Annotated in this window: 14 protein-coding genes; 9 read left to right on the plus strand and 5 right to left on the minus strand. The window is 35.9% G+C overall.

From position 1 onward, the window contains the following. Positions 1-189: 189 nt before the first annotated feature. Entirely contained in the window at positions 190-357 is a 168-nt protein-coding gene (locus AC4BB5_RS04445) for a DUF3042 family protein (protein ID WP_010760505.1), read from the minus strand. A gap of 193 nt (positions 358-550) precedes the next feature. On the opposite strand from AC4BB5_RS04445, the gene AC4BB5_RS04450 reads away from it, so the two are divergent. The 4 genes from AC4BB5_RS04450 (at position 551) to AC4BB5_RS04465 (ending at position 5,371) form a co-directional block, all read left to right on the plus strand. Further along, positions 551-1,711, plus strand: coding sequence for a galactokinase (locus tag AC4BB5_RS04450; RefSeq protein WP_490458186.1), 1,161 nt, complete (start codon positions 551-553; stop codon positions 1,709-1,711). 62 nt (positions 1,712-1,773) lie between these two features. Next, positions 1,774-2,766, plus strand: a complete 993-nt coding sequence (gene galE / locus AC4BB5_RS04455) for a UDP-glucose 4-epimerase GalE (protein ID WP_490458187.1) — start codon at positions 1,774-1,776, stop codon at positions 2,764-2,766. Between the two features lie 117 nt (positions 2,767-2,883). Next, entirely contained in the window at positions 2,884-4,365 is a 1,482-nt protein-coding gene (galT, locus tag AC4BB5_RS04460) for a UDP-glucose--hexose-1-phosphate uridylyltransferase (RefSeq protein ID WP_490458188.1), read from the plus strand. A gap of 19 nt (positions 4,366-4,384) precedes the next feature. Next, complete coding sequence (locus tag AC4BB5_RS04465; RefSeq protein ID WP_490458189.1) at positions 4,385-5,371, plus strand: LacI family DNA-binding transcriptional regulator; 987 nt, start codon at positions 4,385-4,387, stop codon at positions 5,369-5,371. A 19-nt stretch (positions 5,372-5,390) separates the two neighbouring features. Here the strand turns inward: AC4BB5_RS04465 and AC4BB5_RS04470 are convergent, their stop codons facing one another. Further along, the gene (locus AC4BB5_RS04470) at positions 5,391-6,410 is read right to left on the minus strand and encodes an immunoglobulin-like domain-containing protein (protein ID WP_490458190.1); all 1,020 of its coding nucleotides are present in this window, start codon (positions 6,408-6,410) and stop codon (positions 5,391-5,393) included. Positions 6,411-6,661: 251 nt separating this feature from the next. Between AC4BB5_RS04470 and AC4BB5_RS04475 the strand changes: the two genes are divergently transcribed. The 4 genes from AC4BB5_RS04475 (at position 6,662) to AC4BB5_RS04490 (ending at position 10,772) form a co-directional block, all read left to right on the plus strand. Next, complete coding sequence (locus tag AC4BB5_RS04475; protein WP_490458191.1) at positions 6,662-8,155, plus strand: AcpB/EbpR/MafR family transcriptional regulator; 1,494 nt, start codon at positions 6,662-6,664, stop codon at positions 8,153-8,155. A 119-nt stretch (positions 8,156-8,274) separates the two neighbouring features. After that, a complete protein-coding gene (locus tag AC4BB5_RS04480) occupies positions 8,275-8,553 on the plus strand; it encodes a YiaA/YiaB family inner membrane protein (RefSeq protein WP_490458192.1) in 279 nt (92 codons plus the stop codon). Between the two features lie 134 nt (positions 8,554-8,687). Beyond that, positions 8,688-10,442, plus strand: a complete 1,755-nt coding sequence (gene dnaX / locus AC4BB5_RS04485; protein WP_490458193.1) for a DNA polymerase III subunit gamma/tau — start codon at positions 8,688-8,690, stop codon at positions 10,440-10,442. Between the two features lie 15 nt (positions 10,443-10,457). Continuing rightward, a complete protein-coding gene (locus AC4BB5_RS04490) occupies positions 10,458-10,772 on the plus strand; it encodes a YbaB/EbfC family nucleoid-associated protein (RefSeq protein ID WP_490458194.1) in 315 nt (104 codons plus the stop codon). A gap of 117 nt (positions 10,773-10,889) precedes the next feature. On the opposite strand, the gene AC4BB5_RS04495 is transcribed toward AC4BB5_RS04490, so the two are convergent. Then, on the minus strand, positions 10,890-11,327 hold the full coding sequence (locus tag AC4BB5_RS04495) for a MarR family winged helix-turn-helix transcriptional regulator (RefSeq protein ID WP_490458195.1): 438 nt from the start codon (positions 11,325-11,327) through the stop codon (positions 10,890-10,892). 30 nt (positions 11,328-11,357) lie between these two features. After that, the gene (locus tag AC4BB5_RS04500) at positions 11,358-11,690 is read right to left on the minus strand and encodes a darcynin family protein (protein ID WP_490458196.1); all 333 of its coding nucleotides are present in this window, start codon (positions 11,688-11,690) and stop codon (positions 11,358-11,360) included. Between the two features lie 235 nt (positions 11,691-11,925). Between AC4BB5_RS04500 and recR the strand changes: the two genes are divergently transcribed. Beyond that, on the plus strand, positions 11,926-12,522 hold the full coding sequence (recR, locus tag AC4BB5_RS04505; protein ID WP_490458197.1) for a recombination mediator RecR: 597 nt from the start codon (positions 11,926-11,928) through the stop codon (positions 12,520-12,522). 84 nt (positions 12,523-12,606) lie between these two features. On the opposite strand, the gene AC4BB5_RS04510 is transcribed toward recR, so the two are convergent. Further along, positions 12,607-13,272 (minus strand): O-methyltransferase, encoded by a 666-nt coding sequence (locus AC4BB5_RS04510; protein ID WP_490458198.1) that lies wholly within the window; start codon positions 13,270-13,272, stop codon positions 12,607-12,609. Positions 13,273-13,488 lie beyond the last annotated feature (216 nt).

A 13,488-nucleotide genomic window follows, 5' to 3' on the forward strand; every position in this document is an offset into this window, starting at 1 on the left:
ATAAAATACATCACAAACAGGTTTTTCTATTTTTCAGTCAGAGTTAAACGGTTTATTTCTCTTTTCGTTTATCTAGCTACACAAACCAACTTTCAAGGGAAATAGAGAATCCATCTATGGAACAAAGATCGTTCCATAGATGGATTCTTGATTTTTGTGAGAGCCAAGCGTTTTGTATAGCTCTTCGTATTATCGAGAAATGCGTTTACGCATTGCTTTTTTACGGTTTTCCTCGATCATATCTTCTTTTTCTTCGATTGGATCAAGAACTGTTTTCTTGATAGTAGCTGCAAATCCGACAACAGCAGCACAAGTTACAGCTGTTCCCACAAGCATACCTGAAATAAATTTTTTCATATACATTCTCCTCTCAGTTATTTAGACACCTCTATTATGAACTAAAGTAAGAAAAAAATCCAATAGATAGTGGCAAAAGTCCATTAAGCTCGCTTAGTAGTTATTTTTTTGTAAACGTTTTACGAAAATAGTTGAAAAAATTTAGTAAATGTTTTACAATTAATTTACTAAAGAAAATGAAGAGGTGATAATAGTGGAAAATAAATTGAAAGAGTTGTTTCATACTGTTTTTGGAATTGAGTCTGAAGAAATCTTTTTTGCTCCTGGAAGAATAAATTTGATTGGGGAACATACAGATTATAATGGTGGATCTGTTTTCCCAGCAGCTATTACGATTGGAACATATGGTGTTGCTAGAAAAAGAGAGGATCAAATCATTCGTCTTTATTCGGAAAATTTTTCTGAGTTAGGTATTATTGAGCTGTCGTTGAATGATTTAGCCTACAAAAAAGAGCATGATTGGACAAATTATCCCAAAGGAATGATTCACTATTTAATCGAGCAAGGGCATTCTATAGATACAGGCTTGGATATTCTTTTTTACGGCACGATTCCAAATGGTGCAGGCCTTTCGTCATCTGCTTCGATCGAGTTGTTAACAGGCGTTATTGTAGATGATTTATTTGCTTTGAATGTTAAAATGTTGGATTTAGTGATTACTGGAAAACGTGTTGAAAATCATTTTATTGGTGTGAATTCGGGCATTATGGATCAGTTTGCAATCGGTATGGGGAAACGAGATCATGCTATATTATTAGACACTAATACACTAGATTATGAACTGGTACCAGCAGAGTTTGGGGAGTATGTTATTGTAATCATGAATACAAATAAGCGCAGAGAATTGGCCGATTCAAAATATAATGAACGTCGAGCGGAGTGTGAACTGGCGTTGAGTCGTTTACAGACTATTTTACCAATCGAAGCATTGGGAGAATTAACGGAAGAGTCTTTTGAACAAAATAAAACAGTCATTGCCGATGAGCGCTTGATTAAAAGAGCTAAGCACGCAGTAACTGAAAATCAGCGAACAATCAAAGCCAAAAATGCACTTGTTGTAAATGACTTAAACCGTTTTGGTCAATTACTAAATGAATCTCATGCTTCTTTAAGAGATGATTATGAAGTGACAGGTATTGAACTAGACACCTTAGTGGAAACCGCTCAGAAACAAGCTGGTGTATTAGGTGCCCGGATGACAGGAGCAGGTTTTGGCGGTTGTGCAATTGCATTAGTAAAAGAAACTGAACTGGCTCATTTTATTGAGAAAGTTGGACAAGCTTATCAAGAGCAAATTGGTTACTCAGCAGACTTTTATGTTGCTAATGTTGATGATGGGGCTAGAAAGCTGTAAAATAGAAGAATATGTAAATAATCGTGTTAGTTTAGAAGACGATCAAATTAGGAGGCATTATCATGTCAATTTTAGTTTTAGGTGGGGCAGGCTATATCGGTTCTCATGCAGTGGATCAGTTAATCAATAAAGGATACGAAGTAGTAGTTGTCGATAATCTGCAGACAGGTCACGCACAAGCAGTCCATAAAAAAGCTACATTTTATCAAGGAGATATTAGAGATAAGTCATTTATGCAAGATGTTTTTAAAAAAGAAACAATAGATGGTGTGATCCATTTTGCTGCAAGTTCATTAGTTGGTGAATCTGTAGAAAAACCATTGGTCTACTTTAACAATAATGTGCAAGGCACACAAAACGTGTTGGAAGTCATGGAAGAATTTGATGTTAAACATATTGTATTCTCTTCGACGGCAGCGACATACGGTGAGCCTAAAGAAATGCCAATTGTAGAAACGATGCCAACAAATCCCGAAAACCCTTATGGTGAAAGTAAATTAATGATGGAAAAAATGATGAAATGGTGTGATAAAGCATACGATATGCGTTATGTTGCATTGCGTTACTTCAATGTTGCTGGAGCTAAATCAGATGCCTCGATTGGTGAAGATCATGATCCAGAAACACATTTGATTCCAATTATTTTACAAACAGCGTTAGGGCAAAGAGAGTATTTAGGGATTTACGGTGATGATTATGATACACCAGATGGTACATGTATTCGTGACTATGTTTATATTGAAGATTTGATTGCGGCTCATATTGCAGCGTTGGATTATTTGCAAAAAGGCAATGAAAGTAATATTTTCAATTTAGGTAGCAATACGGGGTATTCGGTTAAAGAAATGTTAGAAGCTGCCAGAGAAGTAACGGGTAAGGAAATTCCAGCTAAAATATTGCCACGTCGCTTAGGTGATCCAAGCAAATTAGTTGCCTCTAGTGAAAAAGCCAAAGCGGTTTTAGATTGGCAACCTCAAGTTACAGATATCAATCAGATAATCAAAACTGCTTGGGATTGGCATGTCAGTCATCCAAAAGGCTATGGTTCTTTCTAGGTCAATAGGCTAGTCTCACTGAGAAGATATAAAAATAAATGTAGTCTAAAGAGTGCCCCTTATTTTTAAACAGAACAAAATGAGCCTGTTTAGCTCTTCAAATTAGGAGGAAACGTTGTGTCAATTAGTCAAACTATTACGGATTTTGTGACGCTAGCAATTCAAGCTGGAGGATGGATGGAGCTAGATCGTCTTTATTTACAAAATCGTGTGCTGGCAGTAATTGGAGAGGAATCTTTAGAACCTGTTTCTCCAAGAGTGGTGACAAAGTCATCATTGGAATTATTGGATGAATTAGTCGCTCAATCTATAAAAAATGGAATGGTTAAAGAAGAAGCAACTGATTTAGAAATTTTCGAAGCGCAATTGATGGATTTTCTCACGCCACCTCCTTCAGTCGTCAATGCTCTTTTTGCTCAATACTATGAAAAAGATCCAGCTGATGCGACCAATTACTTCTATAAACTTAGCCAAGAGAATGATTACATCAAAACAAGAGCAATTGCTAAAAATAATGTTTTTTCGGTGGAAACAGAGTATGGTCAACTGGAGATTACGATCAATTTATCAAGACCAGAAAAAGACCCAAAACAAATTGCAGCAGAACGCCAAATGAGTCAGCTTAATTATCCTAAATGTGTTTTGTGCATGGAAAATGAAGGCTACAAAGGACGGGTCAATCATCCAGCTAGAACTAATCACCGAATCATTCGGATGAATTTGGATGGAGAAAGTTGGGGTTTTCAATATTCACCCTACGCCTATTATAATGAGCATTCAATTATTCTGTCAGAAGAGCATCGCCCTATGGTAATTTCAAAAGAAACATTTAAGCGTCTGACCAGAATCATCGAAGTATTACCTCATTATTTCGTAGGTTCTAATGCTGATTTACCGATTGTAGGCGGATCGATTTTGACTCATGATCATTATCAAGCTGGACGGCATGTTTTCCCTATGGAAAAAGCAGAGATCAAACAATACTTTGAATTAAGCGACTATCCTTTAATGAATGCTGGAATCGTCAAATGGCCGATGTCTGTGATTCGCTTGCAAAGCCCTAATTCAGAAGACTTGGTTGAAGCATCTTCGTTGATTTTAGAAAAATGGCGGAACTATTCTGATGAGAATGTATCGATTCGAGCATTTTCAGCAGATGGAACACCTCATCACACGATAACGCCAATTGCCCGTCGTAAAGGTCAATTATTTGAAATGGATTTGGTTTTACGTGACAACAATGTTTCTGTTGAACATCCAGATGGAATTTTTCATCCTCATAAAGATGTTCAGCATATTAAAAAGGAAAATATTGGTTTGATTGAAGTGATGGGGCTAGCAGTGCTACCGCCACGTTTAAATGAGGAATTGCAAGAAGTAGAAAACTATGTTTTAGCTAGAGAAAATCATATCGCAGATTATCATATACCGTGGGCTGATCAAATGAAAGAAACGCATATCTTCTGTGAAGAAAATGCAAAAGAGATCATCCAAAAAGAAGTGGGACAGATATTTGCCCGAGTTTTAGCTGATGCAGGGGTTTACAAGCAAACGACTGAAGGACAAGCCGCTTTTAAACGGTTCATTGATACTCTATAAAAAGAAGGCAGGTGAAAAGATGGCAACAATCAAGGATATCGCAAAATTAGCAGGGGTTTCGCCAGCTACGGTCTCAAGAGTACTAAATTATGATCCTGATCTTTCAGTCGGTATTGATACTAAGCAAAAAATATTTGAATCAGCAGAAGAATTAAATTATACGAAGCACAAAAAAAATACTAAAAATGCGAAAGCTAAAATCTTGTTTATTCAATGGTATGATGAAGTTGAAGAATTAGAAGATATTTATTATTTATCTATTCGGTTAGGGATTGAGAAAAAAGCAGAAGAACTTGGACTTGAGTTGCTTAAGCGTTCTTTAGAGGAACTAGACAGCGAGCAAGTAGATGGAATTCTTGCATTAGGGAAGTTTACGAAAGAACAAGCGGATGCTTTGTTTGAAATCAGCAGCAATCTTTTGTTTGTGGATTTTGATGCTTTGGATTTAGGCTATAATTCTTTAGTCATCGATTTTCAGCAAAGTATGTCATCTGTTTTAACATACTTGATCCAACATGGTCATCAACAAATTGGTATAATCGCTGGGCAAGAGTACACCCGAGGAAGCCATAAACTGCTTGAAGATAAGCGACTAACAATCTTTAAAGAAATGCTGTCCCACAAAAAAATGTTTAATGAAGCGTATGTCTTGAAAACACCATTTACTGTTGTCGATGGTTATGAAGTGATGAAACAATTTTTGAAACAAGAACCAAAGGAATATCCAAGTGCTTTTTTTGCCTCGAGTGATGCTTTAGCAGTAGGTGCTTTAAAAGCAATTCAAGAAGCTGGACTTAATGTACCAGAGGATATTTCTATAGTGGGTTTTAATGATATCAGTGTGGCAAAATATGTTAGTCCGCCACTAAGCACAATAAAAGTCCATACAGAATGGATGGGCGAGTTAGCTGTTGAGACGATTCTTTCATTGATTCATGAACAGGCACCTGTGGCAAGAAAAATAACGATTGCCACAGAACTAATAGAAAGAGCATCAACGAAGTAACCCCCGTTGATGCTCTTTTTTATTTATAAGCGATAACAAACAAGTTGACATCGTCATTGATACAGCTTTGAAGAGTGATTCGTTCTCCGCCACCGGTACCAACTGTAAGATCCCAGTAATTTGTACCTGAACCTATTTCAGTTCCATAATCATCTAACTGTAACAAAGTACGAACTGTGTAAGTAGTTGGCGTACCATTTGCATCGGTTACAACAATTTGGCTGCCAGCACCTAATGAGAAGACTGTAGAGAAGACTCCTGGATTATGACCGATGAAATGAGTATTTTGTCCATCATCTCCAGATTGAACAGCGGCTCCTCCCCAAGTAGACGCAACACCACCAGGATTAGAATCGATCACACTTTGACCGCCACCTTGACCGCCATTTTGATAAGGAATTGTTTGACCGTTCATTGTGAGGGTCATCGCTCCATAAGCAGGTTCAACGGGTACTTCGGGTGCGCTAACAGGCGTAACTTGAGCAGGCTCAACAGGTGCATCTGCTGGTTCTATTGGAGCTTGTTCCACAACTGGTACTTCGACAGGTTCACTCTTTGGAACAACATGGAAAGTTCTATCTGCAGCACCGATATTTCCGCTACTATCAGTTACAGTAAAACGGATAGTTCGGGTGCCGATGACAGAGGTATCTAACGTTTCATCTGCTGCTACTTTGGCTGTAATATCTCCATCTTTATTATCAGTGGCAGTGACTTCTTCATAAATATTGACTTGAGCATTTTGTTCAACAGTTTCTTCAGGCACATTGATTATCGGCGCAAGGGTATCTTTAGTAGCATTTACAGCAACTATTTTTTCTTTAGCTTGTTTTTTCTTTGGCATAGTTGCAAGTTTAGCAAATTCTTTATCTGTCGGAACATTTTTTACTAAGGTAACTTTGGCTTTTTTAGGAGTACTAGCTAATCTGTTTGCTCGACTAGACGCGTCAGTAAAAATGTATCCGCCAATAAATAAAGCAACGCCTAAAATAGTGATGAAGCCGACAATAATGGTGTGTTTAATTGTGTTTTTTTTCATGTAGAATCCCTCCAAAAAATGTGGTGAGATTTTCCATTTATCGATAAATTTTAAATCCGCGTTTTTATATTTTTATAATAAGACTGGTTTTTAAATAAACCAATTGAGTTGCGCTTTAGATTAATTCAAAAAAGGGTCAGAAGATGCTATAATTACTATTAAACGGGGATTTCTTCAAAAAATTCTTAACTAGAGGAAAAATTTGAAGAATAAATATACTAAATAGAAAAAAGGGGAAAAGAGGAGAAATCATGGAGAGATTATTATCACCATCTATGCATCGAAGAGTGTTGTTGTTAAACTTATTAAATGGACCAAATAGCTGGATCACTTCGGATTATCTTGCCGAGAGCATTGATTGCTCAAAAAAAACAATTATGTTGGATTGTCAGTACATAGAAGATCGCTGGTCAGATTATTTGACGATAGAGACATCCAGAAAACATGGTATTCGGCTGATTGCTTCGCCGCACAGATCGATCCATGAAATTTATATTGAAATCATTCAAGAATCGAATGCATTTTCTTTATTAGAATCCATTTTTTTTGAGCCTATGCAACCGGCGGCTTTTTGGGAGAAAAAATTATTCTTAAGTAATTCTAGCTTGTATCGTTTGTCCAATGTGATTAGTTCAGCGTTGAAAGACCGAAATATTCAAATGAGTCGTTCGCCGTATTTTGTTCATGGAAAAGATGAACGTCAGATTCGCTATTTCTTTACTTGCTATTTTATTGAAGTTTACGGCATTCGAGAGTGGCCATTTCATCTGGATCGGGAAAAAATTTTTAAGTTGTCAAATAAGATCAATAAGAAATTCGAACTGGAGTTGAATGATAGTCAAATCGTTCATTTGGCCCATTCGATCGCAGTTACGATTATCAGAGAACGGCAAGGTTTTTTAATCAAGAATCGAAAAGATCCAATCAATAGTTTTGTAAGAACTACGGTCGATGTGAAAAAATATAAAGCCGATGTGGAAGAAGTCGTTGAACCATTAAATGTAGTTCTTCCTGATAATTGGTATGAAGATTTTTGTTATTCTATTTTTTGGTGGGATTTCGGTTGGGATAATGAACAGGAGAAAGTGAATGTTATCACTCAAGCAGAAAACTTAGTGACAACGATTAAAGAAGCACTCTCTATCTCTATTTCAGAACAAAGTAGGGTAAGTATCGTTCGTTTGATTGAGTATACCTATGCTAAACACAAGATGTTTCCCTATAAAAAATTTATGGTTTATGATCGCTATCTATATTCAAGTCGTGCAATCAAGCAAAATTTTATTGTTTTTACAGAGGTTGTAAAAAAAGCTTTAGGTGTGTTGGAAGTTAAAATGAAGTTTCCTTGGAAAACAATGTATTTAGATGGAATTCTTCATGAAATGGCGATTCGTTGGCAAGATCTTAGTAAACTTACTGATGAAATGAGGCATCAATTATCTGTTCTGGTCTTAAGTGATTTAGGGAAAGAACACGCGCAGCTTCTTAGTTCAATCTTGAAAGACAACTTTCGAAATAAAGTGAATCTTTCTGTTCAAGAAAGTCATTTTTATGATCAATTGATAAATAACTCAGATCAAAATTATGATTTGTACGTGTCAAATTATGCGATTGAAACGGTAGATGAAAAAATCAATATGATCGTAGAAGATATTCCTTCATTTAAAAATATCACAGACCTACGAAAATATATTGATAAAAGGCGACTAGTTTTACCGAAAGATATTGCATATTTAAATGCTTGATTTGTTATTTTAATTGATTCTCTAAGTCAATTTCTTTTTTAAAATAAAAATAAGGATTGTCATTTAATAAATAGTAATGCTATACTAAAAAAGTATTATTAATTTTAAAGGAGAGAATTATGAAAAAGAAAGCGTACAGAAATACACCTGCATTTGTCTTTCTAAGTTGGGGATCATTTGCCTTTTTCGTGGCATTGATGTTGATTGGTTTATACACACTAAAAGAACCGTTGATGGTTAAAGGCTACTATTTGATGGGGTCAGTTGGATTGATATCATCTTCCTTTACATTATCAAAAGTGATTAGGGATAATCAAGAAGATGAAGAACGTTACAATCAAATGTTCCGTGCCAATGACGGATTAGCAAAAAAAGAAGAGACAGAGACACATCTTTAATAAGTTTAAAAAGTTCTGACGTGAGTCAGGGCTTTTTTTGAAAGAATTTTTTAATGAGTTAGCTTTTTTTAATGCCTTATCCATAAAAATCACGTATAATAGAAGATAGTGAAAATTCGAGGGAGGGGTAAATTATGGCTTATCAAGCTTTGTATCGAGTCTGGCGTTCGCAGCGTTTTGATGACGTTGTCGGACAAAAAGCAATTACACAGACGTTAAAAAATGCAATCATCCAAAAGAAGACCTCACATGCCTATTTGTTTACCGGCCCAAGAGGAACAGGTAAGACAAGTGCGGCGAAAATTTTTGCTAAAGCGATCAACTGTAAACATAGTGTAGACGGTGAACCATGTAATGAGTGTGAAACCTGTGTTGCAATCACTGAAGGACGGTTGAATGACGTGATTGAAATCGATGCGGCGAGTAATAATGGTGTCGAAGAGATTCGTGATATTCGTGATAAAGCAAAATATGCACCAACACAAGCTGAATATAAAGTGTATATCATCGATGAAGTACATATGTTGTCTACGGGTGCTTTTAATGCGTTACTAAAAACCTTAGAAGAGCCACCGCAAAATGTTATTTTTATTTTAGCGACGACAGAACCCCATAAAATTCCGCTAACCATCATTTCAAGAACACAACGATTTGATTTTAAACGAATTAGCACACAAGATATTGTTGATCATCTAGGCTATATTTTAAAGCAAATTGATGTTGATTTTGAAGAACAAGCATTATATGTGATTGGTCGAGCTGCAGAAGGTGGAATGCGGGATGCTTTGAGTATTCTGGATCAAACGATTTCATTCAGTGATGAAAAAGTTACGCTGACAGATGCGATGCAGGTAACTGGTAGTTTGACCTATGAAATGATGGATCAATATATCTCCAATTGTGTAACAGGTGATGTTGAGCAAGCGTTAGAAGTATTAGAGAGTATTCTTAGTTCTGGTAAAGAAGCAAGACGTTTTTTAGAAGATCTTTTATTATATTGCCGAGACTTACTGATGTTTCAACAAGCGCCTAATTTATTAGCTGAAAAAGTTGGAAATCTGACGCAGAATTTCAAAGAACTAGCAGGGCAAACTGCGGCTGAGAAAATTTATCAAATGATTCAAATCTTAAGCGATACTCAAAATGACATCCGTTTTACCAATAATGCCAATATTTATCTTGAAGTAGCAACAGTTAAACTGGCAAAATCTGTGAGAAAACCAGTCGAAATTTCAAATGAAACACAACCAGTTCCAACAGAAGAAATCGCTACATTACAGCAACAAATAGAACAGCTACAAAAAGAATTGACAGAGTTGAAGAAAAATGGTGTTGCGGCTAAAGAAGCAGAACCTGTTAAAACAACTCGAGCAACTAGTAGCAAAAATACATTGCGGATTCCAACAGAACTTGTCTATAAAGTATTAAATGAAGCGACTAAAGATCATTTGATGAATGTGAAAAATGTCTGGGATGACCTATTACAAATGATGTCTGTGACTCAAAGAGCCATGTTGAAAGCGAGTGAACCAGTCGCAGCAGGACCAAATGGTTTAGTGATTGCATTTGAGTATGAGATTGTCTGTGGCCGAGCCATGGAAGATGAGGAGATGCAGTTAGCGGTTCATAATAATTTAAGCCGATTGGTGAATAATTACGCACCAGATATGGTCTGTATCACAAAAGAAAGTTGGCCGAAACTGCGTCAGTCATTTATCAGCCAAAATAAAGAGGTCCCAGGAGAGCAAACGAATGAAGAACAATCTGTTGTTAATGAAGAGAATCATTTGCTCACGGAGGAAGAACCAGTAGACGAAGTTAACAATCAAGTAGTAGACGAAGCGATCGCTATGTTTGGTGAGGCGCTTGTTGAAGTAATAAATGATTAAGAGGAGACGATAGTTATGATGCGAGGCATGGGAAATATGCAAGGGATGATGAAACAAGTCCAAAAAATGCAAAAAGACATGGAAAAAGCACAAGCAGAATTAAACGTAAGAGAATTTGTTGGAGAAGCAACAAATCAATTGGTTACAGCAACCTTCACGGGCGATCGTAAAATGAAAGATATCGCTATTAAAGAGGCAGTCATTGATCCAGAAGATGTAGAAATGCTACAAGATCTAGTGATCATGGCTGTTAATGATGCTTTGACAAAAGTAGAAAAAGAAACAGAAGCAACAATGGGTAAATATGCCAAAGGAATGCCAGGGTTTTAGTTTAGAAGATAACTCTATTCAAATAATTTTAAAGGCACGATTTTTGATGATTTATATCAAAAATCGTGCCTTTAATTATTTAAATGAAAAATTGTTGTCTTTTTTACTGATACGCTGTCAATGACAGTCTTCTTTTTTTTCTAGGTAATTGGAAACTTGTTTTAAATGCTCAATCAATTCAATGAAATGTTCTGTTCCGTCTTGTTGTTCTATATAACGTTCAGTCGTGGCAATGGCTTTACGTATTTCCTCTACTAACCTTACACCAGATTCACTCAGAAATAGGTTGTAAGAACTTTTCTTTTGCGGACTCTGTTTTTTTATGATATATCCTTTCTCACAATATTTTTTAACAATTCTAGCAACTAAACCTTTGTCGACCATTCTTTTCTTAGCAAGAAAATTTTGGGTACAGCCAGGATATTCTTCAATTGTTAAAAAGTAATTATACTCAGCAGGACTAATGTCAAATTCCTCGATTTTTCTTTTGTTAATCTGTAAAAACTGGCGGTAAATGCGGTCTACCCATTTACCGAGTATAAGATCATTATCCATTAAAAATACCTCTTTTCAGTTTTCTAAAGATCAAGCGATCCCTTTTTGTTCTTCAAAAGCTCTAAAAGCATCTTCTACACCAAAAATTACATCTTTTATTTTGAAATAGCTTTCAGTGTATAAGTTAGTATCTCGGATTTCTTCCCACATAAAATGATAGTCAGCTAAATCTGCGGTTTCGCAAATTGCAAAATCAGTATAATTTGAGCCTGGAAAAGCTTCTGAATCAAAGAAACGTACAGAAACACTAGGATACTTATCTATAATGTTGAAGAGAGTTTTTCCACACTCATTTCGATCCTTCCGAGAAAGCTGCAACCATTTTGGGTAAAATTCTAATAAAACAATAAATGTATGATTCATAAAAGTCATCCTTTCAAGTTTGTTAAAATAATTAAAACGCTATTTGTTGACTTTGTCAACTATTTAGTTTGTTAAAAGTAAATTGAAAACAAGTCAGGTTTATTTTTTAGGAAGTTAAAAAGCTAATTTTTATAAAATCAACCATAAAAAATGGTATAATCAATGTCAGTCTTGTAATGAAGACATAGTTTGAAACTAGCCATGAATGGTCTTTGTTTGAAAGGATTTGAAAGTAATGCACTACCCAGAACCCATAGCAAAATTAGTTGAAAGTTATATGAAATTACCAGGTATCGGTCAAAAAACAGCTGTTCGTTTGGCTTTTTATACACTTGATATGAAAGAAGAAGATGTCAATGCTTTTGCGAAAGCATTGATTAGTGTCAAACGTGATTTGCACTTTTGCAGTATTTGCGGCAATATTACAGAAGAAGATCCTTGTGAAATCTGTCAAGATACGACAAGAGACCGCAGTATTATCTTAGTCGTAGAAGAACCAAAGGACGTAATGGCAATGGAGAAAATGCGGGAGTACCATGGTCTCTATCATGTACTTCACGGTGTGTTATCCCCAATGGAAGGTACGGGTCCAGAAGATATCAATATTGCATCCTTGATTCAACGCCTTCATAATGATGAGGTAAAAGAGGTTATTATTGCAACGAATGCTACAACGGAAGGCGAAGCCACTGCAATGTATCTTTCTCGCTTGATCAAACCAGCAGGAATTAAAGTGACAAGATTAGCCCATGGGTTGTCTGTCGGAAGTGATATCGAGTATGCGGATGAGGTTACTTTATTAAAAGCTGTAGAGGGCCGTCGGGAACTTTAAACTTTGAGAGTGAAAAGAAATTAAGAGGCTGGGACATAACATAACTCTACGAGTTACATCCCAACCTCTTAATTTCTTTAGCGTTTACTTTTCGACGATACTAATTGTGAATCCGTCGTACCCTTTTACACCCACTGTTTCAATAGCCGTTGAAGTCAGTTTTGGTGAAATGGATAAATCATCTATAAAAGATCGAACCCCTAAAACTCTACCATCGGAACTTTTTGGATCGATGACTGCACCATCGCGCACCACGTTGTCCCCAATAATTATAGTTCCAGGGCTGGCTAGTTGTAATGCATAGTCTAAATAAACTGAATTATTTTCTTTATCTGCATCAATGAAAATCAAATCAAAAGGCGATGTCTGATTTTGTACCATTTGTTCCAAGCTGTCAGAAGCTGGACCAACTAAAACCGTTGTTTTATCGGAAACTCCTGCAAGAGCGAGATTTTCTGAAGCAACTTCAGCATGTTTGTTATCATATTCAAGAGAAATAACGTGACCGTCATTTCCAACTGCTTTAGCAAACCAAAGAGTGCTGTATCCACCGAGTGTTCCGATTTCTAAAATGCGTTTGGCACCTTTAATTTTTGTAAGGAGATAAAGAAACTTGCCTTGAGAGGGAGAAACATCGTGTGGAGGTAATTGATGTTTTTGGTTATTCGCTAATATCTGATCAAAAATCGGCTCTTTTTCTACTAACTTTTCAATAAAATAATCATCAACTGCTGTAAATAATTTTTCCAAATAACTCACTCCCATTTTTTAATGGTGTTGCTAAAATAATTATACCTCTTTTTATGCTAGAAATCATAATACTGAGATACATATTTCAGTTAAAATTATTTTTATGATGCACTTATTTATCAGTAAAAATTTAATTATGAGGAATTCAATTAGACTGATTGTAGCAGATAAAGTATAATAGATAAAAGGAATCAAAGTAAGTAAGGGGATTAGTAA

The organism is Enterococcus sp. AMC1252 (assembly GCF_058216515.1).